We start from the raw sequence: 23,483 nt of genomic DNA, 5'->3' as shown, positions 1-23,483 counted from the left end.
CATCTCTCTTTTGTGTCAAGTGTCTTAAAAATAAGTATAGATGCGGTTATTTGATGCGCAATATTTAACCTGTTGGTGGTTATTAACCCTATGAAATATAGTCCTTTAGCGATTCATTATTTGCGCTAAGTTGGTCAATATTAAGGTGATATTTCACTTTCCCTTCGTCGATCAGCAGCACCTGATCGGCAATCGCGACGGCATCTTCCGGGTGATGGGTCACCATCAAAATGGTGGTGCCAAACTGGGTCGCCAACTGTTTTACCTGGGCAAGCATTTCCCGTCGCAGCGAAGGGTCGAGCGCAGAAAAGGGTTCGTCCAGCAGCAGTAATGGTCGGTTGCGAACAAGGCAACGCGCCAGTGCGACCCGCTGTTTCTGGCCGCCGGACAGTTGGCCTGGCAGACGCTCAAGGTAAGTGTCCAGCCCTACCTTTTCTGCCGCCTCTTTTACTCTGCTTTTATCTTCCGCATCCAGTGACAGGTTTGGGCGAATTCCCAGGGCGATATTGTCAAACGCACTGAGGTGACTGAACAGGTTGTGCTCCTGAAACAGAATGGAGAGTGGACGTTCATGAGCTGGACGAAGGGTGAAGTCGTCGCCATTAAAACTCACCGCGCCGCCTGCGGGTGGCAGTAAGCCGCAAAGCAGAGAGAGCAGAGTGCTTTTACCTGCGCCACTTGGCCCCAGAATGGCTGTGACACTTCCGGCTTCAGCTGAAAATGTAAAACTGAGCGTTTCCGCCTGATAGTGGTATGTAAGGTCACGCACGTTCAGCATGGTTTTTTCCTGCGATCAAAGTTTCAATCAAGGCGTAGCTGCCAAGGCTTAGGACGAAGAGCAGCAATGCCGCAGCCGCGGCTGCGTCCATCTGGTAACTGCCCATCAGGTGGAAAAGATACAGTGGCAGGGTCTGGAAATCCTGGCTGCCGACCAGGGCAATTGCGCCCAGATCGCCGGTGGATAAAACAAAACTGACCGCCACCGCCCTCGCAATTGGACGGCGCAATGCGCGCCAGTCAATCAGATGCAGGCGGTTGAGCCCTTTGATGCCAAGGCTGTTGCACAGGTTCTGGTATTGCTGTGAAAGCTGGAAGGCCGGTTGGCTGAGGGTTTTCACCACATAAGGCAGCGCCATAAGTGTGTTGACCGCAAGAACCAGCCAGAATGGTGAACTGAACACATCGATATGGTCACGCAGCATCAGGAACAGACCGGTACCCAGAACCACGCTCGGCACAACAAGGATCAGCGAGGCGGTCATTTCAATCCCGTCTGCCCGTTTATGTAGACCATGCAGCCGCCAGAAGCGGCTGGTCAGCACAATGGCACTGCCGAGCACAAATGCACAAACCGCGGCGCCACTGGCCAGGGTCAAGGAATTGAAGGTGGCTTCGAGCAGCGCGCGTTGGGAGAGAAGCTCCAGGGCTTTGGGGTTCAGCCCGCTGACGGCGACCATAACAAGCGGTGGTAGGACAAAGAGCGCAGCGAGGGCAATCCAGATCGTGTCCCATATTTTTTCTGTGCGGCTGTCGAGCTGCGCAGGCAATGCGAGTTGGCTGTCACGCCCCTGTTGTTCAACAGGACGTGCCAGACGTTGCAGGGTTAGATGAAGCAAGCCACAAAGCAAAAGTTGCCACAGCGCGAGCAATGCGCCGGTCTGCAAATCAAAATCAAACCGGATAGCCTGATAGATAGCCAGTTCAATGGTGGTTGCGCCGGGGCCACCACCCAGTGCCATCACAGTGGCGAAACTGGTAAAGCAGAGCATAAACACCAGCCCGATGGTGTGTGGCAATTGTTGGCGCAGGTAAGGCCATTCCAGCAGGCGGAACCGGTGCCACCCGCCGATACCCAGTTGCAATGCAAGGCGTTTTTGATCGCCGGGGATTTGTTCCAGCGCCTGTACCAGAAGCTGCGCGGAATAGGGCAGGTTGAAAAAAGCATGCGCCAGCAAAATGCCGGTCAGACCATAAATGCTGATATCCCACGCCATACCCAGCAACGGCAGTCCGTCTGCCAGCAGGCCATTTTTGCCAAACACAGCCAGAATACCGAACACCCCGACCAGCACAGGAAGCACCAGTGTCATGGAAAACAGTTTGAGTAGCAGGCTGCGTCCAACAAACTGGCGGCGAGACAGCGCCAGGGCGACAGGTATGGCAAGCCCAACAGACAGCAACGTTGAAAGCACTGCCTGTTTCAGGCTGAACAGGGTGACGTGGCGCAAATAGGCGTCATGCCAAAGCGCGCTGACATTAAGCGTCGGTGCTTGTGTAAGCAGGGAAAACAAAGCGGCGCCAATCAGCACCGCTATGACCGAGGCCGACAGAACGCCCGGCCAGGTACGGGAAGGGTTCAGCACAGGATTACTTCACCAGCGCTGATTGCCATTCACGGATCCAGGTGCGGCGGTTGTCCGCCACTTTTTCCGGGGTGAATTGCAGGCTGTTGCCAGGAACTGACAGGGTATCGAAACCTTTTGGTAGCTCAATCGCGGTGACCGGGTACATCCATTGGCCTGTCGGCACCGCGTTCTGGAAACCGTCGCTCAGGATGAACTGCATAAACTCATCAGCCAGTGCCTGATTATCAGAGCTTTTCACTTTGGCGGCGACTTCCACCTGCATGTAGTGGCCTTCTGCGAAGTTGGCGCTGCTGAAGTTCGGGTTCTCTTCGGCAATCAGGTGATAGGCCGGTGACGTGGTGTAAGAGAGCACCATGTCGGACTCGCCATTAAGGAACATACTGTAGGCTTCAGACCAGCCTTTGGTCACGGTCACGGTTTTCTTGGCGAGTTGCTGCCAGGCGTCGGATACATCATCGCCGTAAACGGATTTCATCCAAAGCATCAGTCCCTGACCTGGGGTCGAGGTGCGCGGATCCTGATAGATCACTGAAATATCGTCGCGCTGCTCAACCAGCTCTTTCAGGCTCTTTGGCGGATTTTGCAGTTTGGTCTTGTCGTAAACAAAGGCGAAGTAGCCATAGTCATACGGCACAAACGTGTCGTTGTTCCAGCCGTCTGGCAGGGTAATCGCTTTGCCATCCACTTTATGTTTTGCCAGCAAGCCGGTCTTTTCCGCTTCCGCCATCAGGTTGGTATCCAAACCGAGGATGACATCAGCTTTGCTGTTTTTGCCTTCAAGGCGCAGGCGGTTGAGAATGGTGACACCATCTTCCAGCGCGACCAGGTTCAGGGTGCAGTCACACTCCGCTTCAAACGCTTTTTTGACTGCCGGGCCTGGGCCCCAGTCTGCCGCGAAAGAATCATAGGTATAAACGGTCAGGGTATCTTTGGAATCAGCCAGCGCAGGACCTGCCATGGTCATCGCTAACATCAGGGTAGAAATAGAATATTTCATGGTTGCCTCACATCAATGTGCGGCGAGGTGTGAGGGTCATTAAGCGGGTAAGCCAGGGACATCTCATTCCTACGCCAGCATTATCTGGATCAGGTGAATACCCAAATTACCGCAGTCAGTTGCTTTCAGAGCGCAATCAGCAGATTCATAGCAAGGAAAATGCCTGAAGGAATGATGTTTCATTTCAAGGGCATTTAACGCAGAAAGGGATTTGCTGATTCGCTCCCAAAGGGCGAGTTTGCTTGCCTTTCACTCTGCGTTGCTATTTTCTCGATTTAGCCCACTAAAGCGTCGAATTAGCGCCTTGATTGAAAGGCAATCAATTCTCGCTGAAATTCAGCTGCCTGCGGTAGTTTGGGTATGTTGGGTTTAGCTTTCGCATTCTCAGCCAGCTTGCAGCCAGCACCCCACGAGATGTTTGCCATTGTAATCGCCGTGTTGACGATCACCAAACCTTCTTATGGCTTATTGAGCGACCAATCATAGTCGTACTTGATCTTTCCGCTCCAGCCTTCCAGTTTTGCACCGTCACGGTATCTGTCGATTGCTCGGAGAATTTCCTGTTCGTTGTTGCCGAAATCCTCGCCATACCACTCATAAATAGACGAAAGCACCAGTGTGTTGTCAGAAATAAGGGCGCATTTAGGGCTGCTGGTAAACTGGCGCGCGGCGATATTCAGGCGCTCTTCGTAATTTTCCCCGGTATACGCGACATCAGCAAGGTTGGGGCAGCCCATGCTGGCACAGTTAACGGCATAGTGAATGCGGTAGTCCTTCCAGATCGGGCGCAGGATCCGATGCTCGATATCGTTCAGAGTGATGTCTTCCCCGGCGATCACCGCAACGTCATCATCCCAGGGGCCGAAACTCATAAATCCGCCCAGCTTGGTAATGGATTTCACCGGGTATTCGTCCAGTATCAATTTGACGGTGATGGCGTTGTAGAGGTTAACCAAGTAAGCAAACTGCTCGTCCATGCTGTAGTTTCTGGGGTCTAAGCTGGTCAGGCTGGTGATATAGGCATTCAGCATCGCTTTGTCTGATGCTGTTACCTCGGCATACCGGAACAGATTGTTGTAATCCTCGGTGATGACGTATCGATCCAGTATCTGCTGCCACCTTTGATGATCGATCACGGCAGGGTTGGCTTCATTGCTTTGCTTCCACATCGGCCAGAGCTTGCTCTGTGGAGCGGCATAGACGTGGTGGGTCATAAACGTCAGCAACAAAATAAACGGCAATAACAAGTAACGTGGGTGGCGCATGCGTGGTTCCCCAGGTGAGGTATTGATAAATTTACAGACCTAATGCAACAGGAATTGCTTTCTGGTTAGTTAGCCAAAAACAGTGAAAATTGGTCATTCTGGTTTGGTTTTGCAATCAAGATCAAATTTCCAATCTCAACATACCCTGAGATCCAGAATGTTGGATCGCTTTACTTGGTTTATCTGCAAAAAAACCGGCCATCGAGGCCGGTTTCATTGGAATTGCTAAAGCTTAGCTTGTTAAAAACTAGGCCAGAAACGCCGGGATTTTACTCTCGTATTCGGCGATCTTGTCTTCATGTTGCAGCGTCAAGCCGATGCTGTCGAGGCCGTTGAGCAGGCAGTGGCGGCGGAATTCGTCAATTTCAAACGAATAAGATTTGTCACCGGCAGTCACAGTTTGCACTTCCAGATCCAGCGCGATCTCCGCGCCTTCATTGGCTTCCACAAACTTGAACAGTTCGTCCACTTCCGCTTCGGTCAGCTTGACCGGCACCATCTGGTTGTTGATCGAGTTGCCGTAGAAAATGTCGGCAAAGCTCGGTGCGATCATCACTTTAAAGCCGAAATCCGCCAGCGCCCATGGCGCATGTTCGCGCGACGAGCCACAGCCGAAGTTTTCACGCGCCAGCAGCACGCTTGCGCCTTTGTAACGAGGCTGGTTCAGCACAAAATCCGGGTTGTCCTGCTGACCGGCTTCATCCAGGAAACGCCAGTCGTGGAACAGGTGCTGGCCGAAACCTACGCGGGTGACTTTCTGCAAAAACTGCTTCGGGATGATGGCATCGGTATCGACGTTGGCAGCATCCAGCGGCGCCACCAGGCCTGTGTGTTGTTTGATTCCTGACATGGTGGGCTCCTTATAAGCTATTTACGTCAACGAAGTGACCGGCAACCGCCGCGGCAGCAGCCATGGCTGGGCTCACCAGATGGGTGCGGCCTTCACGACCCTGACGGCCTTCGAAGTTACGGTTGCTGGTGGATGCGCAGCGCTCTTTTGGCCCCAGGCGGTCGTTGTTCATCGCCAGACACATAGAGCAGCCAGGCAGACGCCACTCAAAACCGGCTTCAATAAAGATCTTGTCCAGACCTTCTGCTTCCGCCTGTGCTTTGACTTGCTCAGAGCCCGGTACCACTAGCGCCTGCACGCCCGCGGCCACTTTGCGGCCTTTGGCGATAGCGGCGGCTGCACGCATGTCTTCGATGCGAGAGTTGGTGCAAGAGCCGATAAAGACTTTATCGATGGTGATGTCAGTGATCTTCTGGCCTGCTTCAATGCCCATGTATTTCAGGGCGCGCTCCGCAGAGTGGCGCTCGATAGGGTCGGCAAAACTTTCCGGTGCAGGCACGACATCGTTGATGCCAACTACCTGTCCTGGGTTGGTGCCCCAAGTGACCTGGTTGGAGATATCTGCTGCTTCCAGCGTGACGACGGTGTCGAACTTGGCATCAGCGTCAGTTTTCAGTGTGTTCCAGTATTCAACCGCGGCATCCCAATCGCTGCCTGTTGGCGAGAATTTACGGCCTTCAAGGTAATCAAACGTGGTTTGATCCGGTGCAACCAGACCCGCTTTCGCGCCAAGCTCAATTGCCATGTTACAGACGGTCATGCGTCCTTCCATGGTCAAGTCTTCAATCGCTTGACCGCAGAATTCCACCACATGACCCGTACCGCCGGCGTGGCCGACTTTTCCGATGATCGCCAGCACGATGTCTTTCGCAGTCACGCCTTCCGCGACCTTGCCTTTAACCTCAATTTTCATGGTCTTGGCGCGGCCTTGCTTCAGGGTCTGGGTCGCCAGCACGTGCTCCACTTCCGAGGTGCCGATACCAAATGCCAGTGCGCCGAATGCCCCGTGGGTCGCAGTGTGGGAGTCGCCACACACGATGGTGGTGCCCGGCAGCGTGATACCCAGCTCTGGACCCATCACATGAACGATGCCCTGGTAAGGGTGATTGATGTCATACAGGGTGACACCGAACTCTTCGCAGTTTTTGGCCAGGGTTTCCATTTGAATTTTTGCCATCTCGCCAGAGGCATTGATGTCTTTGGTTTCAGTGGAAACGTTGTGATCCATGGTGGCGAAGGTTTTCGACAACTGGCGCACTTTGCGTCCGTGTTGACGCAGGCCATCGAACGCCTGAGGGGAGGTCACCTCGTGAACCAGGTGACGGTCGATATACAGCAGCGGGGTTTCCCCCGACACTTCAACGACGATATGGGCGTCGTAGATTTTCTCGTACAAAGTCTTGGCAGACATGCTCATTAATCCTTTTTATGGTGCCGCAGCCTGCTGTCGCTAAGCTGCGGTTGCTTCCTTGTTATTACGCTTCGCTGACGTACGCAGCGATTTTGTCACCCATCTCTGAGGTGGTCAGTGGCGTCGCACTGCCTGCCAGATCGGCCGTCAGTTCACCAGCTTCCAGCGCTTTGCTCACGGCGGTTTCAATCGCGCGTGCCGCGTCTTCCTCGCCCAGGCTGTAGCGCAGCATCAGGGCTGCAGACAGGATTTGTGCCACAGGGTTCGCGATGTTTTTACCCGCGATATCCGGCGCTGAACCACCCGCAGGCTCGTACAGGCCGAACTTGCTGTCGTTCAGGCTCGCTGATGGCAACATGCCCATGGAACCAGTGATCATCGCGCATTCGTCAGAGATAATGTCGCCGAAGATGTTTGAGCACAGCATGACATCGAATTGTGAAGGGTCTTTGATCAGCTGCATGGTCGCGTTATCAATATAGATGTGCGACAGCTCAACGTCTGGATAATCTTTCGCGATTTCTTCCACCACTTCGCGCCAAAGGATAGAGCTTTGCAGTACGTTGGCTTTATCTACCGACATCACTTTCTTACGGCGAAGACGCGCTGACTCAAACGCGATGCGTGCAATACGCTCGATTTCATAGCGGTAGTAGACTTCGGTGTCATACGCTTTTTCTTCTGCGCCCGAACCCTCACGACCTTTCGGCTGGCCAAAGTAAATGCCACCGGTCAGCTCGCGTACCACTACGATGTCAAAACCACGCGCAGAGATATCTGCACGCAGTGGCGAGAAGGCTTCCAGACCCGCGTGGATTTGCGCCGGACGCAGGTTACAGAACAGCTGGAAGTGTTTACGCAGCGGCAGCAGTGCACCACGTTCAGGTTGCTCGTTCGGTGGCAGGTGTTCCCACTTAGGGCCGCCCACTGAACCGAACAGTACCGCATCAGCTGCTTCACACCCTTTCAGGGTGGCTTCCGGCAGCGGAGTACCGTGGTTGTCGATGGCAATACCACCGACGTCGTATTCTTCTTTCTCAAAGGTGATGCCAAATTTAGCGCTTACAGCATCAAGAACTTTATGGGCTTGTTGCATCACTTCCGGGCCAATACCGTCACCCGGTAGAACGGCAATCTTATAAGTACCTGCCATGGTTACACTGTCTCCGTTTTTAAAGTTGCTTGTTCTTTGATTTGCGCAATGCGGTCAGCGCGGTAGATGCTGTTAATCACGTGCAGCAGAGCCTGACCGGAAGCTTCAATAATATCTGTAGATACGCCCGTACCGTGGTACTTACGTCCTTTATAGTTGGCAATAATGTCCGCCTGACCCAGTCCGTCTTCCCCTTCGCCCTTGGCCGTCAGGTCAAACTTATCCAGCACGATTTCATAGCCTGTGATGCGGTAAATCACCTGATACAAGGCATCAACTGGGCCGTTACCAATTGCGGCGTCGCTGATTTCTTCATCGCCACATTGCAGTTTGACGCTGGTGGTCGCCATCACACTGCCGCTTTGTACACTCAGGTACTTCAGCTTGTAGAAGTCGTCTTCTTCCTGCAGGTTGTTGAAGAACATCAGGGCTTCCAGATCGTAATCGAATACCTGGCCTTTGCGGTCAGCCAGCTTCAGGAAAGATTCGTACAGGTTGTCCAGGTTATAGTCCGACTCGTTGTAGCCCATGGTGTCCATGTGTGACTTCACCGCAGCGCGGCCTGAACGGCTGGTCAGGTTCAGCGCTTTCTGACCCAGACCAATCGACTCTGGTGTCATGATTTCGTAAGTGTTCTTGTTTTTCAGCATGCCGTCCTGGTGGATACCGGAGCTGTGGCTGAATGCGTTAGTGCCGACAATCGCTTTGTTGGACTGAATAGGCATATTACACAGCTGGCTCACCATCTTGCTGGTGCGGCTGATTTCTTTGTGATTGATACCGGTTTCCACGCCCAGCAAATCGGCGCGGGTTTTGATGATCATCGCAATCTCTTCCAGCGCACAGTTACCGGCACGCTCGCCGATACCGTTGATGGTGCCTTCAATCTGGCGCGCACCGGCCTGAACCGCCGCAATAGAGTTAGCAACAGACATGCCCAAGTCGTCGTGGCAGTGAACCGAAATCACCGCTTTGTCGATATTTGGCACGCGGTTAAACAGGGTTTGGATGATGCCACCGAACTCGCCCGGAACTGTGTAGCCGACGGTATCAGGGATGTTAACTGTGGTTGCCCCGGCTTTAATGGCTTCTTCTACCATGCGGCACAGGTTATCAATCGGTGTACGGCCGGCATCTTCACAAGAAAATTCCACATCATCGGTATAGCGCCGGGCGCGTTTTACCGCGTTGACGCCCATTTCCACCACCTGATCATAACTGCGGCGCAGCTTGTCCTGAACGTGAATAGTAGAAGTGGAAAGGAAAGTGTGGATACGGAAGGCTTCGGCAACTTTGAGGGATTCAGCGGCGACATCAATGTCTTTATCGACCGCGCGGGACAAGGCGCAAATCCGGCTGTTTTTGACCGATTTTGCAATCGTCTGCACGGATTCAAAATCGCCTGGGCTCGATACCGGAAAACCTGCTTCAATCACATCAACACCGAGACGCTCCAGCGCCAGTGCGATCTGCAACTTCTCTTTTACAGTCAAACTGGCGGACAGCGCCTGTTCGCCGTCGCGCAAGGTGGTGTCAAATATGATGACTCGGTCTTTCATGGTCGTTCCCTCTTTTGCCGTGTGATACCAACGTTTTACCGGTTGGTATTAGGTTGTACTCCGCACCTTTGGCAGGTCATACGAAAAAACCCGCGCCTTGGCGCGGGTTTCGTGTGTCTGGTGAAAACTGTTCTCAATCCATGACCTACCCGCGCGAAAAATTCACGAGAAGAAGGAGGTCTAGAAGGAAAATGCGTTTTGTCATTTGTAACAGTTCTCTAAAAAGTCTGCACAAATGAATACCAAACCGCTCACTAAAGCGTCAATATCAAATTGGAAAATAACAAGAATGCGTCGGTCATAATGTTAAGTGTGGTGAAAAACACTGCTTTTGTTGTTATTGAATGGTTTATTCGTCTGGGTCTTTTCGGTGTGCGAAAATTCATCATATTTGCGGGGGTTGAGGAATTAAAGGCAACGAAAAATCGATAAAGTAAGCGTAAAATTTAATTCAACATTGATGAATTATGGACGATGAGATGGCGAAGAAACCCGGCCGCCCCAGTGGTGGATCCCGTGCCAGAGAGGCGCTGATAGAAGAAGCAAAAACACATTTCCACGCCTCGCCTTACCATCAGGTATCTACCCGCAAGATTGCCGAAAGTGCTGGCGTTGATGTTGCACTTATCCGTTACTACTTCGGTAGCAAAGCCGGACTGTTTGAAACCATGGTACGTGAGAGTGCCGCCCCCATGATCACCCGGATACGTCAGGCGATCGATGACGGCAAAATTGAAAACCTCAACGATGCCGTAGCCACTTTCAACCACATTATGTCTGCGGGGCCAAATCTCCCGGCGCTGATCATGCGTAGCATGATGATGGATGAGGATGACCAGCAGCGCGTTGCCGTCGAAAAGCTCTTTCATGACGTGATTGTGCCGATGCAGCAAATGCTGTTCCGGCGTTTGCAGGAAAAAGGGGCACTGAATGACGGGGTTGACCCTGAACTGGCGCGGCTCAGTTTTTTCAGCCTGATGGTGTTTCCTTTCATTATCCCCGACGGGATGGCTGCACTGCAGGGCATTACCAAAGACAGCCAGTTTTTGCAGCGACTTGCCAGCCACAATGCGGCTTTGCTTCAACACGGAATATTTAACGATCAGGGAGAGACGACCTCATGACATTGCGCCGAAAACTGCTTTTCTTTCCTGCGCTGGCCGTGGGGATTGTGGTTCTGTTTCTCGCGATTAAAACCCGCCCCGATGTACCGGTAAAACCGGCACAGTCAAAAGCCCGCGCGGTGGATGTGGTGACATTGGAAACCCAGGATATTGCGCCTGTCGTCACTGGCTTTGGCAGGGTCACGCCCAAACTGACCTGGCAGGGGATTGCGGAGGTTAACGGCAAGGTTATCTACCGAAATCCGTCACTGGAAAAAGGGCGGGTACTTGCGGCAGGTACCGAGCTTTTACGCATTGATCCCACCGACTACCAACTGGCGGTCGCACAGGCGCAGGCGGACGTGAGCGTTAAACGTGGCCGCCTCGCCAAGTTGGCGCTCGATGAGAAAAACCTAACAACCACGTTGGGGATTGAGCAGCGCAGGCTGGCATTGAGTCAGGATGAACTGGCGCGGAAGAAAAACCTGCGCCAGAAAGGGCTGACTTCTCAATCAGACTTGGATAATGAGCAACAGGCATACCTTTCACAGCAAACCCGGGTGCAGGAATTGCAGGCCCAGTTAAAAGTGCTGCCAGATGAAAAGCGCATCACCGAAGCGGAGCTGGAAGCAAGCCGACTGGCTCTGACACAGGCTGAGCGCAATCTGGAGAAAACCAAAATCATCCTGCCAGTCGAAGGCCGTATCGCTGAGGTCAATATCGAACGCGACCAGGTCGTGACCCCGCAGCAGGTCATGGTAGTCGCACACGGTTTGGGTGCGGTTGAAGTTGAAGCGCAGCTTTCTATCCATGATATGCAAACCGTGTTTGATACCCTGGATGCTGAGGTTGGCAGTGATTTCAGCGATAAACTCCACCAGTTGACCGCGGCGGTAAACCTCTCCAGCGGCAGTTTCAAGGAGGAGTGGCCTGCGACCGTGGCGCGCCTCAGCGATACGGTTAACCTCAACCAGGCCACTGTTGGTGTGATCCTGGAAATTGCTCTCGATGACGAACAGCAATCCGGCGCTGCCGCCAAGCCCACTCTGGTCAACGGCATGTTTGTGACCGCAACGATTGATGGAAAGCCGCTTTCCCACTGGGTGATCCCAGAACGTGCCCTGCGAGGGGATAAGATCTACCTGATGGAAGACGGGGCGTTGAAAGTGTTACCTGTCACCGTGCTGTTCCGTCATGGCGATCGCGTGGCGATCCGTGGCGATCTGGAAGCCGGGCAGAAGTTGGTGTTGAACGATCTACTTCCGGCAGTGCCCGGAATGGCGCTGGAGGCAGTGACCCTTAATGGTCACGCCGTTAAAAGCAGTGAGGCAGAGAGCGGGGAGGCATCATGATCCGCTTTTTTGCCCGCCACCCGACAGCGGCCAATCTTTTGATGCTGACCCTGATCCTGTTGGGGTTGGTCTCTTTACCCAAGCTGAAACGGGAGACGTTTCCCGAGTTTGCGCCGCCATACATTCTGGCGACAGTGGTGTACCCCGGAGCCAGCCCTGAGCAGGTGGAGCAAAATATCTGTCTGCTGATGGAGGACGCGATTGATGGCTTGTCCAACATAGAAGAGACCCGCTGCGAGGCGGTGGAAGGCTCAGCAGGCATGGTGGTCAAACTCGATGACCAAGCCGATATTTCCCGCATGCTGGTGGATATCCAGACCCAAATCAACGCGATCAGCAACTTTCCCAGCGATATCGAGCCACCGATGGTTCGCGAGTTGGACTGGAATGAACCCGTTGTAGATGTCGCCATTGCCGCCAATACCGACTGGGTTGGGCTCAAAGCGTACGCCGAGGAGCTGAAACAGACATTAAAGCGTGATTTTGACGTGCCACTGGTGAGTGTGGCGGGGTTTTCCGACAAACAAATCCGTATTGAAGTGCGGGAGAATGCCCTGCGGCAACTGGGGCTGAGCATTGCAGATATTGCCTCGCAGGTCAGCGCCCAGAACATTAACCTGCCGAGCGGGAATGTAGAGCTGGAGACAAAAAGCCTGCTGATCCGTTTTGATGAGAGACGCATCGCCGCTGATACCTTGGGGCAGGTTGTGGTTGCGGCAGACAGTGATGGCGGGGTGATCCGCCTGCAGGATATCGCCACTATCACTGAACGTTTTGAGCTGGATGAACAGCAGGTGTGGTTTGACGGCAAACCCTCTGCGCTTTTAAAGATCAGTAAGAACAAAGCTGACGATGCGCTGCGTATCAAAGATAAAGTGGTGCAATTTGTGGAGGCAGAGCAGGCAAGGGCGCCGGAAGGGGTAACGCTCAACCTCACCAATGATTTCTCCTCCCTGCTGTGGGATCGCCTGACCATGATGAGCCGCAACGCGTGGCAGGGGGTGATCCTGGTATTTGGTGTTATGTGGCTGTTCTTTTCCCTGCGCTACTCATTCTGGGTTGCCGCAGGATTGCCCGTCGCATTCCTGGGCAGCTTCTTTTTAATGGCTCAGCTTGGGCTTTCCATCAACATCATGTCGCTCGTCGCCCTGTTGATGGCGATCGGTATCATGATGGATGACGCCATTGTTATCTCTGAGTCCATCGCCTCCCATATTGACCGCGGGCAAAAGCTTGAGGATGCCGTTCTCAACGGGGTGAAAAAGGTGCTGCCTGGCGTCGTTTCCTCGTACCTCACCACCGTGTGTATCTTCGGTAGCCTGATTTTCCTGCAAGGGGAAATGGGGGCGGTACTGCGCGTGGTGCCAATGGTACTTATTCTTGTCCTGACCCTGAGTTTGGTCGAAGCCTTCCTCATTTTGCCGCACCACTTGCAGCATTCGCTGGCCAAGGCCGGAAAGGCCAAACCGGATCTGGCATTCAAACGCTACTTTCTTGAACGCTTTGAAGCCTTCCGTGCCGGCACGCTGGCGGTGCTGGTCACCCGGGTAGTGGCATGGCGCTATGCCTTTGTCGGCGGTGTGATAGGCATGCTGCTGATTTCCATCGCTCTGCTGGTGTCCGGCGCCGTACGGTTTGTCGGTTTTCCGGAGTTGGATGGCGATATTGCCGAAGCGCGGGTGATCTTGCCGCCGGGCTCGTCACTGGCACAGACAGAATCTGTGGTTGCAACATTGGTGGCATCAGCTAACCGTGTCAGTGAGCGCTGGAGCGCCGAAAAAGAAGGTGGCCAGCCCTTGGTGGAGCACATCACGGAGCAGTTCAACTTTAACGCCGATGCAGACGAAAGTGGTCAGCATATTGCGACAGTCCGGCTTGATTTGCTGGGTGCGGAGAGCCGCATAACCCTGATTGATGAGTTTCTGACGGAATGGGAGCGCGAAACCGGGGTGCTGACAGAGCCGATTTCCCTGGTATTCAAGCAACCGGCAATGGGGCCGGGAGGGCGCGACTTTGATATCCGCCTGCAACATGACGATTTGGATGAACTCAAGCAGGCGTCGGTGGCCATCCAGCAATTTATCGGCCAGTTCCAGGGCGTATCGGGTGTGCTGGATGATATGCGCCCGGGCAAAGAAGAAGTGAAACTGACCCTGCGTCCGGGCGCTGAAGCCTTTGGTGTCAATGGTCAGCTCATTGCCCGCCAGCTGCGTGCCGCTTACTTTGGCCAGACGGCAGATGAAGTGCAGGTAGGGCCGGAAAGCATTGAGATTGATGTGCGGCTGGACGCGGACGATGCAGGGGATTTGCAAGGCTTCGCCAACTTCCCGATTGTCTTGCCTGATGGCAGTCAGGTGCCGCTGTCGACGGTGGCAGAGCTGAATTACCAGCGCAATTTCGTCCGCATTCAACGCATTGATGGCATCCGAACCCTGAGTGTGTTCGGGGATGTTGTGCAAAGCCAGGTGAGTATTGGCGATGTGCTGGCGCAACTGAAAGCCGACGTCGTGCCAAGGCTGGAAGTGCAATTCCCCGGTCTGAAAGTGCTGTTTGAGGGCCAAAGCCGGGATTCAGCCGAAACCGGCCGTTCAATGGGGATCGGCTTTGCGCTCGGGCTGTTTGGTATCTTTGTCATCCTGAGTTTCCAGTTCCGCAGCTACCTTGAGCCTTTTGTGGTGCTGCTTGCGATCCCACTTGCCCTGATTGGTGTGCTTTGGGGACACTGGCTGCTGGGACATCCACTCAGCATGCCAAGCCTGATGGGGTTTGTGTCCCTGGCCGGTGTGGTGGTGAACGATTCTATCTTACTGGTGCAGTATATCCGCCACCATCTGGATGAAGGGGAAGACATTTATGATGCTGTTGTGCGGGCGAGTCAGGAGCGTTTCCGGGCAGTGTTCCTGACCTCATTGACCACCGCTGCCGGTTTGTTGCCACTGCTGCTCGAAACCAGTTTGCAGGCGCAGGTGGTGAAACCCCTGGTGATTTCCATTGTGTTTGGCATCTTCACTTCAACACTGCTGGTGCTGTTTATGATCCCGGCTGCCTACGCCATATTGGCGGATTTCGGGCGGGTGAAAGCGCACCGTCCTTTGCACCCTGAGGGTATGCACTAGGATTCACGAAGACGTCGACAAAGCGTAACCGGACTGTCATTCCCGGCTTCTATTCTGGATTTGTACAATCAGAAAATGGAGTTGATGAATGCGCAGTCTTGTTACCATCCAACGGGTGGATCAGGCCGTATCCACCCTTTGTCTCAAGCACCGTTTCAGCGCAGATATTGCGCGGGTGTTCCGCTGGGTATCGAAAAGCGGCGATGGCCATTTGTATCTGGCTGTCGGTGTTTTACTCGCGACCCTCGATGGACTGAAAGGAGTGTCGTTTCTTATCACCGGGCTGCTGGCTTTTGCCATTGAAGTGCCTCTTTTTATGCTGCTGAAGCGATTGTTTCGTCGCGCCCGTCCACAACATCTACCCGCTTTTATAACCCCTTCAGATCTTTATAGCATGCCTTCAGGGCACACCACGGCGGCGTTTGTGATGGCAGCATTGCTGAGTCAGTTCTATCCCGAATTCAGCGAGGTTTACTGGGGATGGGCGATTGCCATCGGTGCCTCACGGGTTTTGTTGGGCGTCCACTTTATTACCGATGTTTTTGCCGGCGCACTGTTGGGGCTGGCTTGTGCTGAACTGGCGCTTTTGGCTTAGGCCGTTGAAGGGAACGAAATGAAAATTTTATATGGCGTGCAGGGCACGGGAAACGGGCATATCTCCCGCGCCCGTGCGATGGCGCAGGCGTTTGCCGAAATTCCGGGGCTCGACGTTCAATTCTTGTTTTCAGGCCGTGCAGAAAAGGACTATTTCGACATGGCACTGTTTGGCGATTACTGGACCCGGCGTGGCCTGACATTTGTCAGTGAGGCTGGGCAAGTCAATATCTGGAAAACGGCGCTGAGAAACAGCCCCTACCAGCTAATAAAGGAAGTACGGGCGCTGGATGTTTCCGGCTTTGACCTGGTGATTTCCGATTTTGAACCTGTCACTGCCCATGCGGCGCGGCGGCAGGGAAAAATGTCCCTTTCCATCAGCCATCAATCCGCATTCTCCTACGATGTGCCGAAGCAGGGGCAGACCCTCCTGGATGCGCTTATCATGCGCCACTTTGCGCCGACAGAAATGAAAATCGGGCTGCACTGGTACCATTTCAATGAACCTATTTTGCCGCCCATCATTGATATCACTCCGCAGTCTGTTGAGCGAAACGGTGCCATAGTGGTTTACCTGCCGTTTGAAGCACTGGACAGAGTTATTGATACGCTGCGCCATGTTGATGCCCGCTTTGTCTGTTTCCATCCGGCTTGCACCGCGCAGCGGGTAGTTGAAAACATGGAAATCCGCCCACTGAGCAAGCAGGGATTCAGTGAGGCCTTGCATGGCTGCAATGGCGTGATTGCCAATGGCGGTTTTGAACTGCCGTCAGAAGCCTTGTCACTGGGTAAAAAACTGCTGCTTAAACCCCTTAGCGGTCAGTTTGAACAGCTCAGCAATGTTGCCACACTGGACACCCTGGGTCTGGCGAGCAGCATGGAAAGCCTGGATATCGGTGTGATCCGTGAATGGCTGGATGACGCAGAAAGTTATCGGGTGCAATATCCGGATGTCGCCCGCGCTCTGGCGGGCTGGGTAGCCGAAGGCGATATGACAAGTTTACCGGCGCTGCGTGAATCGCTCTGGGCTTCGGTCTCTTATCCTGAGCATGTGACGGATTTACTGACGGACTTCCTGCCCACCAAAGGACGGAAAAGGGCCATGCTGAGTATGCGCTTACCCACATCCAGCAATAGAAAATTGAAGGCGCATTGATGCTGTGAATGGTTAGTTGATGGATTTGTCAGTTCCAATATTTAGAACTAACCATTTGAAATTTATTTGGTTTGTGGCGCTTTTTTTTAGATTTCACCCATTGTGGTGGCACAAGTTTTTATAACAATTTACTGAAGATTTGCTGACCTGACGTGGTAAACACAAGGTGTCCTGGTCAGTGAATGTTCAGCATGATGCTAGAACCTGTCAGGACGAGAGCAAGCACTAACATTTGCCGGGTTGTGGCCGATCTTCCTCCCTTACCTCTGCATTTTTGTGGGGTCGTCGTGCAACGGCAAATGCTGACGCTTAACACTGTTACTCTATCCACCAGGGTTTAGGTATGACGCAGAAAGAGTCGGTAAACTTCAATGAGAACCGCACGGATCTGACACTGAGAAGTGTTGATCTCAACCTCATCACCGTGTTTGACGCGGTAATGCAAGAACAGAACATTACCCGCGCGGCGCAGAGCCTGGGCATGTCCCAGCCGGCGGTCAGTAATGCCGTTGCTCGATTAAAAATTATGTTCAACGACGAGCTGTTTGTCCGTAATGGCCGGGGCATCAAGCCTACCCAACGTGCGCGCCAATTGTTCGGTCCTATCCGTCAGGCAATCCAGCTGATCAAAAATGAGTTGCCTACTTCTGTGTTTTTGCCGGATACCAGCAACCGCACCTTCAAACTGGCGATTTGCAGCCCGTCTGACATGCGTTTTGCACCGCAAATCCTCAACACCATTTCCCAGATTGCGCCGAATGTGAAAGTGCAGGTGGAAACAGAATTCAACCGTGATATCGCCAATAAGCTGCGCTATCAGGAAGTGGACTTTGTTATCGATTACATGCACTTCAGTGAAGCGGGTTTCTACAGCACTGAAATGTTCAATGACGAGTTGGTGGTCGTGGCAAGCAAGAGCCATCCGCGCCTGACCGACCAGATCACCGCCAAAGAGCTGCTTAACGAAGCACACGCCGTGTTAAAACATAACGGCGAAATGCAGGGTTATGCCGAGGCGCTGTACCGTGACGGCCGCTACCGCGAAGCGTATCAGGGCGTCAGCTTGAGCAATATTCTGTATGTGGTGAGCCAGTCCCAACTGGTCGCCGTTGCCCCGCGCTGGATGATTGAATCCGGCCAGCACCGCGACAACCTGAAGATGTTGCCATTGCCGCTGGAAGCTAACCGCATCAGTGGCTACCTGAGCTGGCATGCGTCGGCAGAAAAAGACAAAGGCCATCTTTGGATGCGCGATCAACTGCTTTCTATCTGCGGGAATTCGCTGGTTTAAGCCAAAAAATCTGTTTCCAAAAACCGGCGAAAGCCGGTTTTTTTGTCCCCACTGAGCCAGTGATACAGTTTGTTACATCTTTTTCAGTTTTAAGAGTACAGGTGTACCCTGAAATGAACAGTGTTCAAATTTTAATGCGCTGCCTTTTTAACCGAATCACATGCGCTTTTTCTTGTAATTGATTGGCGAGTCATTACACTGCACCCACAGTTTTAGCTTACAAGTGTTAGCTAATTGATCTTTCGCCCCAACCGCATTTTCCGGGGCGTTTTCTGCGTGCTGAGAGAGAATTAAATGGCGCTGGAACTTCACATCGTTAACCGTATCCGTGAGCAGGTTAAGGCTCAGGGGAACAAAATCGCTCTGCGTTTCCAGGAAGGAAATGGCTGGGGCGAGATGAGCTGGCAACAGTTCGGCGAACGCATCGATGCGATTTCCCGCGCGCTGCTGGTTTCTGGGCTATCAGTCCAGGACAAGGTAGGTATCTTCTCTAACAACTGCGCAGAGTGGACGATTGCAGATATCGCATCGCTGCAGGTGCGTTGTGTACCTGTGCCGATTTATCCGACCAATACGCCGGATCAGGCGGCATATATCCTGAAAGATGCCAGCGTCCGCATTCTGTTTGTTGGCGATCAGTCTCAGGCTGATGCAGCGTTATCTGTTGCAGACCAGTGCCCGGCGCTGGAAAAGATTGTCAGTTTTGACAACAGCGTAGATTTCAAAGGCAATGCCCTGGGTATGCACTGGAATACGTTTAGCGAAACTGCAAACGAAAACGTTGATGCTGAATTGCATGCCCGCATCGCAGATGCTGCGATGGATGACCTGATGACCCTGATTTACACCTCGGGCACCACCGGTGAGCCGAAAGGGGTAATGCTGGATTACGGCAATATTGCCGCGCAAATCGAAAGCCATGATCAGGTGCTGGCGATCACTGACAAAGACGTGTCACTGGCATTCCTGCCCCTGTCACACGTGTTTGAGCGCTGCTGGAGCTTCTTTGTGCTGCACCACGGTGCGACCAACTGCTACCTGGCTAACACCCACGCAATCCGAGATGCGCTGCATCAGGTTCAACCTACCGTGATGTGTGCGGTACCGCGTTTCTACGAGAAAATTTACAGCGCAGTGCATGAGAAGGTTGCTTCCTCCAGCCCAGTGAAAAAAGGCATGTTCCGTGCCGCCGTTTCTATCGGTAACCTGATGGCGGAAATCACCCGCAAGGGCAAGAAGCCTGCACCATGGCTGAAAAGTGCCCACCGTCTGGCAGACAAGCTGGTGCTGAGCAAGCTGCGTCAGCTGCTCGGCGGCAACATCAAAATGATGCCGTGTGGCGGTGCCAAACTGGAGCCTGCGATTGGCCGTTTCTTCCATGCCATTGGTATCAACGTGAAGTTGGGTTACGGCATGACCGAAACCACAGCGACCATTTCTTGTTGGGACAGCGGAACGTTTGACCCGGATTCTATTGGCATGCAGATGCCAAACGCGGAAGTGAAAATCGGCGACAACAACGAAATTCTGGTACGTGGCCCAATGGTGATGCGTGGCTACTACAACAAGCCAAAAGAAACTGCAGAAACCTTCACCGTGGACGGCTTCCTGAAAACCGGTGATGCGGGTCATATTGATGCGCAGGGCAACCTGTTTATCACCGACCGTATCAAAGAGCTGATGAAAACCTCTGGCGGTAAATACATCGCGCCTCAGGTGATTGAGGGCAAGCTGGGTAAAGACCACTTTATTGAGCAGATTGCGGTAGTTGCTGATGCGCGCCACTTTGTTTCTGCACTGATCGTGCCTTGCTTTGAAACCCTGGAAACCTGGGCCAAAGATCTGAACATTAAATACCACGACCGTATGGAGCTGATTAAACACAGCGAAGTGGTTGAGATGTTTGAAAAGCGTGTGGAAGAGCTGCAAAAAGAGCTGGCCAAGTTTGAGCAAGTGAAGAAGTTCACCCTGCTGCCAGCTGAGTTTTCCATGGCGCAGGGTGAGCTGACCCCGACGTTGAAGCTGCGCCGCAAGGTCATCCTCGAGCGCTACAAAAAGCAAATCGAAGCCATGTATAAAAAGCACCACTAATGATTTTGATAAGCCCGGCCATTGTGTCGGGCTTTTTCTATGTCGCATTCCCTTCCCCGGTACGCTTCTGGAAAACTGCAGTTTCTGTGCAGCAGCACGGACTTTTCTCCCCAAATTACCAAAAACATACTTTAGCCATACCCGACCCGTGTGCTTTCCCGAACAGTAAATATGGTAAAAGGTATGCTTTTAAGCATTGAATGCTGACTGGGGCTGCTCATGCAGAGTGTTTGCGGATGAATGTTTATTCAACCAGAGTTTTACCGTGAATTCTGGTTACCCAATAGACAGTTTTGCTAACAAAGCGTTAAAGTTGTTGATACTCAAAGCGAGTCGGCGCCAGGACAATGTTCCGGTGACCGAAGCGTTCTGGGTATTGCTGTTTTGGTCCTTGTTACGACCGGGATCAAAGGCATAGCTGGCATGGAATGGCGGCACGCAGGCAGTAACGTCGGCATCCATCACTAGGCTACAAATAAGTCCTAATCTATGCATACATGGAGGCATAAAGTGGAAATGTTGTCAGGAGCCGACATGGTTGTTCGTTCTATGATCGACCAGGGCGTAAAACATATATTTGGGTATCCGGGCGGATCAGTGTTGGATATCTATGATGCACTACATGAAAAAAGCGACATCGAGCACGTGCTCGTGCGCCACGAGCAAGCCGCCGTTCATATGGCAGATGGTTATGCCCGTGCTACCGGCGAGGTAGGTGTGGTTCTGGTTACTTCAGGACCGGGTGCAACCAACGCAATCACAGGTATCGCTACCGCTTATTACGATTCAGTGCCTATGGTGGTGCTGTCCGGTCAGGTTATGAGTAACCTGATTGGTAATGATGCCTTCCAGGAGTGTGACATGGTGGGTATCTCCCGCCCTGTGGTAAAACACAGCTTTCTGGTAAAAAACACCGAAGACATTCCTAAAGTCATCAAAAAAGCCTTTTATCTGGCATCGACCGGCCGTCCAGGCCCAGTGGTCGTTGACCTGCCAAAAGACATGCTCAACCCGGCCAATAAATATCCTTATGAGTATCCGGAAAGCATGAGCATGCGCTCCTATAACCCGACTACCAGCGGGCACAAAGGGCAAATCAAACGCGGTCTGAAAGCCCTGCTTGAAGCGAAAAAGCCGGTACTGTATGTCGGTGGCGGTGCAATCATTTCCGAGTGTGGCGAGCAAATCAAAACACTGGCCGACACCCTGAATATCCCTGTGATCAGCACCCTGATGGGACTTGGCGCCTATCCGGGCACTGGTGAGAAGTCGCTGGGTATGCTGGGCATGCACGGCACGTACGAAGCCAATATGGCGATGCACAATGCGGATCTGATATTTGGTATTGGTGTGCGCTTTGATGACCGTACAACCAATAACCTCGAGAAATACTGCCCGAATGCCAAAGTGATGCATATCGACATCGACCCATCGAGCATTTCAAAAACTGTCTCTGCGGACATTCCTATTGTAGGTTCGGCAGACGTGGTGCTGAACACCATGCTGAAAATGCTGGTCGAGCAGGGTGGGTCGAATGATGAGGCAGCGCTGGAAGCGTGGTGGAACAACATCAACGTTTGGCGTGAGCGCAAATGCCTGAGCTATGAAACCAACAACGAGCGCATCAAGCCACAACAGGCGATTGAAGCGGTCTACAAGCTGACCAATGGCGATGCCTATGTGGCATCAGACGTAGGCCAACACCAGATGTTTGCTGCGCTCTACTACCCGTTTGACAAGCCGCGTCGCTGGATCAATTCCGGTGGTCTTGGCACCATGGGCTTTGGTCTGCCAGCGGCGATGGGTGTGAAATTCGCCAGACCGGACGCAGAAGTGATTTGTGTTACCGGTGACGGCAGTATCCAGATGAATATTCAGGAGCTGTCGACAGCGCTGCAGTACGACATTCCCGTCAAAATTATCAACCTCAATAACCGCTTCCTCGGTATGGTGAAGCAGTGGCAGGACATGATTTATCAAGGCCGCCATTCCCACTCTTACATGGACTCTGTGCCTGATTTTGCCGCCATTGCTGAAGCATACGGTCACGTCGGTATCCGCATCAGCGATCCGGCCAAGCTCGAAAGCGAGCTGGCACGTGGCCTGGCGATGAAAGACAAGCTGGTCTTTATCGATATCAGCGTGGATGAAACCGAGCACGTGTACCCAATGCAGGTACGCGGCGGTGCGATGAATGAAATGTGGTTGAGCAAGACGGAGAGAACATAATGCGCAGTATTGTTTCGATTTTGATGGAAAACGAACCGGGCGCATTGTCCCGTGTTGTTGGCCTGTTTTCACAGCGCGGCTATAACATTGAATCACTGACGGTATCACCGACTGATGACGATACTCTGTCCCGTCTGAACATCACCACGACGGTAGTGAAAGACTCAGAGCGCGAGCAAATCGAGAAGCAGCTTCACAAGCTTATTGATGTGCTGAAAGTCAGCAATGTTACCGAATCTGAGTACATTGAACGTGAACTGGCGATGATCAAAGTGAAGGCGAGTGGTTTTGCCCGTGCGGAAGTGAAACGTACCGCCGACATTTTCCGTGGCCAGATCGTGGATGTGACTAACTCGCTTTATACCGTTCAACTGACCGGCACCAGCGAAAAGATCAATGCCTTTATCGCAGCGATGAAAGATGTTACTGACATCATTGAAGTGGCGCGCAGCGGTGTGGTGGGTATTGCCCGTGGTGAGCGTGCACTGCGCCAGTAAGCGTATGCTGTAAATCTTTAAAACCGGAGACATCTTCTCCGGTTTTTTTATGGCAAACGCCTTGAGAATTACTGGTTAAAATGTAAACTGTGCAACCTCGAAAATGTTCAATAATTAACCGGAAAGGGCTTGGGTGTGTTTCGCGCAATCAATAAATTTCTGGTGAGACTGACAACCTTGTCACTGGTGATGCTCACAGTGAAAGTGAGCTGGATTTATCTGGTACCGATGGCGGTACTGATGAAAACGCACCGCAGCGAGTTGCTGCCGTCACAGCTGAAACGATAAGCTGTCTGTCCACCAGCAGAAAACAAAAAAGGAGCCAATCGGCTAATGCCGATCAGTTAAGAGATAAATGATCGGTTGAACGATCCAACAGATGGCTTATAAAGGCTCTAAGTCCCCATACTTAGAGCCTTTTATTTTGCAATTGACCACAGCCCTTACCCTCGC

The 23,483-nt window shown here is 52.8% G+C and carries 18 protein-coding genes; 10 read left to right on the top strand and 8 right to left on the bottom strand.

Translation table 11 applies throughout. From position 1 onward, the window contains the following. Positions 1–88 precede the first annotated feature (88 nt). From thiQ to leuA, 8 genes are all read right to left on the bottom strand, one after another. Positions 89–778 (bottom strand): thiamine ABC transporter ATP-binding protein, encoded by a 690-nt coding sequence (gene thiQ / locus KU854_RS13240; RefSeq protein ID WP_218358984.1) that lies wholly within the window; start codon positions 776–778, stop codon positions 89–91. After that, complete coding sequence (gene thiP / locus KU854_RS13235; protein ID WP_218358983.1) at positions 762–2,363, bottom strand: thiamine/thiamine pyrophosphate ABC transporter permease; 1,602 nt, start codon at positions 2,361–2,363, stop codon at positions 762–764. Before thiP ends, thiQ begins: the two co-directional genes overlap by 17 nt. Before the next feature lie 4 nt (positions 2,364–2,367). Further along, positions 2,368–3,339, bottom strand: coding sequence for a thiamine ABC transporter substrate binding subunit (gene thiB, locus KU854_RS13230; protein WP_418885860.1), 972 nt, complete (start codon positions 3,337–3,339; stop codon positions 2,368–2,370). Between the two features lie 482 nt (positions 3,340–3,821). Further along, the gene (locus KU854_RS13225) at positions 3,822–4,628 is read right to left on the bottom strand and encodes a DUF547 domain-containing protein (RefSeq protein ID WP_418885858.1); all 807 of its coding nucleotides are present in this window, start codon (positions 4,626–4,628) and stop codon (positions 3,822–3,824) included. A 247-nt stretch (positions 4,629–4,875) separates the two neighbouring features. Beyond that, the gene (gene leuD, locus KU854_RS13220; RefSeq protein WP_218358981.1) at positions 4,876–5,478 is read right to left on the bottom strand and encodes a 3-isopropylmalate dehydratase small subunit; all 603 of its coding nucleotides are present in this window, start codon (positions 5,476–5,478) and stop codon (positions 4,876–4,878) included. A gap of 10 nt (positions 5,479–5,488) precedes the next feature. Then, positions 5,489–6,895: a 3-isopropylmalate dehydratase large subunit gene (leuC, locus tag KU854_RS13215; protein WP_418885857.1), complete on the bottom strand. Its 1,407-nt coding sequence runs from the start codon at positions 6,893–6,895 to the stop codon at positions 5,489–5,491. A 58-nt stretch (positions 6,896–6,953) separates the two neighbouring features. Beyond that, positions 6,954–8,042, bottom strand: coding sequence for a 3-isopropylmalate dehydrogenase (leuB, locus tag KU854_RS13210; protein ID WP_218358979.1), 1,089 nt, complete (start codon positions 8,040–8,042; stop codon positions 6,954–6,956). A 2-nt stretch (positions 8,043–8,044) separates the two neighbouring features. Then, on the bottom strand, positions 8,045–9,601 hold the full coding sequence (leuA, locus tag KU854_RS13205; RefSeq protein WP_218358978.1) for a 2-isopropylmalate synthase: 1,557 nt from the start codon (positions 9,599–9,601) through the stop codon (positions 8,045–8,047). Between the two features lie 479 nt (positions 9,602–10,080). On the opposite strand from leuA, the gene KU854_RS13200 reads away from it, so the two are divergent. From KU854_RS13200 to KU854_RS13155, 10 genes are all read left to right on the top strand, one after another. Continuing rightward, entirely contained in the window at positions 10,081–10,725 is a 645-nt protein-coding gene (locus KU854_RS13200) for a TetR/AcrR family transcriptional regulator (protein WP_218358977.1), read from the top strand. Further along, positions 10,722–12,056, top strand: coding sequence for an efflux RND transporter periplasmic adaptor subunit (locus KU854_RS13195; RefSeq protein ID WP_218358976.1), 1,335 nt, complete (start codon positions 10,722–10,724; stop codon positions 12,054–12,056). Before KU854_RS13200 ends, KU854_RS13195 begins: the two co-directional genes overlap by 4 nt. Further along, complete coding sequence (locus tag KU854_RS13190; protein WP_218358975.1) at positions 12,053–15,172, top strand: efflux RND transporter permease subunit; 3,120 nt, start codon at positions 12,053–12,055, stop codon at positions 15,170–15,172. Before KU854_RS13195 ends, KU854_RS13190 begins: the two co-directional genes overlap by 4 nt. A gap of 88 nt (positions 15,173–15,260) precedes the next feature. After that, on the top strand, positions 15,261–15,767 hold the full coding sequence (locus tag KU854_RS13185; protein ID WP_218358974.1) for a phosphatase PAP2 family protein: 507 nt from the start codon (positions 15,261–15,263) through the stop codon (positions 15,765–15,767). 18 nt (positions 15,768–15,785) lie between these two features. Beyond that, on the top strand, positions 15,786–16,922 hold the full coding sequence (locus tag KU854_RS13180; RefSeq protein WP_218358973.1) for an MJ1255/VC2487 family glycosyltransferase: 1,137 nt from the start codon (positions 15,786–15,788) through the stop codon (positions 16,920–16,922). Positions 16,923–17,265: 343 nt separating this feature from the next. Continuing rightward, positions 17,266–18,213, top strand: coding sequence for a transcriptional regulator LeuO (gene leuO, locus KU854_RS13175; protein WP_218358972.1), 948 nt, complete (start codon positions 17,266–17,268; stop codon positions 18,211–18,213). A 294-nt stretch (positions 18,214–18,507) separates the two neighbouring features. Next, positions 18,508–20,304, top strand: coding sequence for an AMP-dependent synthetase/ligase (locus KU854_RS13170; RefSeq protein WP_218358971.1), 1,797 nt, complete (start codon positions 18,508–18,510; stop codon positions 20,302–20,304). A 510-nt stretch (positions 20,305–20,814) separates the two neighbouring features. Next, complete coding sequence (locus KU854_RS13165; RefSeq protein WP_218358970.1) at positions 20,815–22,533, top strand: acetolactate synthase 3 large subunit; 1,719 nt, start codon at positions 20,815–20,817, stop codon at positions 22,531–22,533. Beyond that, positions 22,533–23,030: an acetolactate synthase small subunit gene (gene ilvN, locus KU854_RS13160; protein WP_218358969.1), complete on the top strand. Its 498-nt coding sequence runs from the start codon at positions 22,533–22,535 to the stop codon at positions 23,028–23,030. Before KU854_RS13165 ends, ilvN begins: the two co-directional genes overlap by 1 nt. A gap of 135 nt (positions 23,031–23,165) precedes the next feature. After that, positions 23,166–23,318, top strand: a complete 153-nt coding sequence (locus KU854_RS13155) for a hypothetical protein (protein WP_218358968.1) — start codon at positions 23,166–23,168, stop codon at positions 23,316–23,318. Positions 23,319–23,483: the final 165 nt, after the last annotated feature.

The sequence above is a fragment of the Enterovibrio paralichthyis genome (assembly GCF_019209835.1).
Lineage (GTDB): Bacteria > Pseudomonadota > Gammaproteobacteria > Enterobacterales > Vibrionaceae > Enterovibrio > Enterovibrio paralichthyis.
Note: the sequence above shows the minus strand (reverse complement) of the source record. Positions and strands in the feature narration are given on the sequence as shown.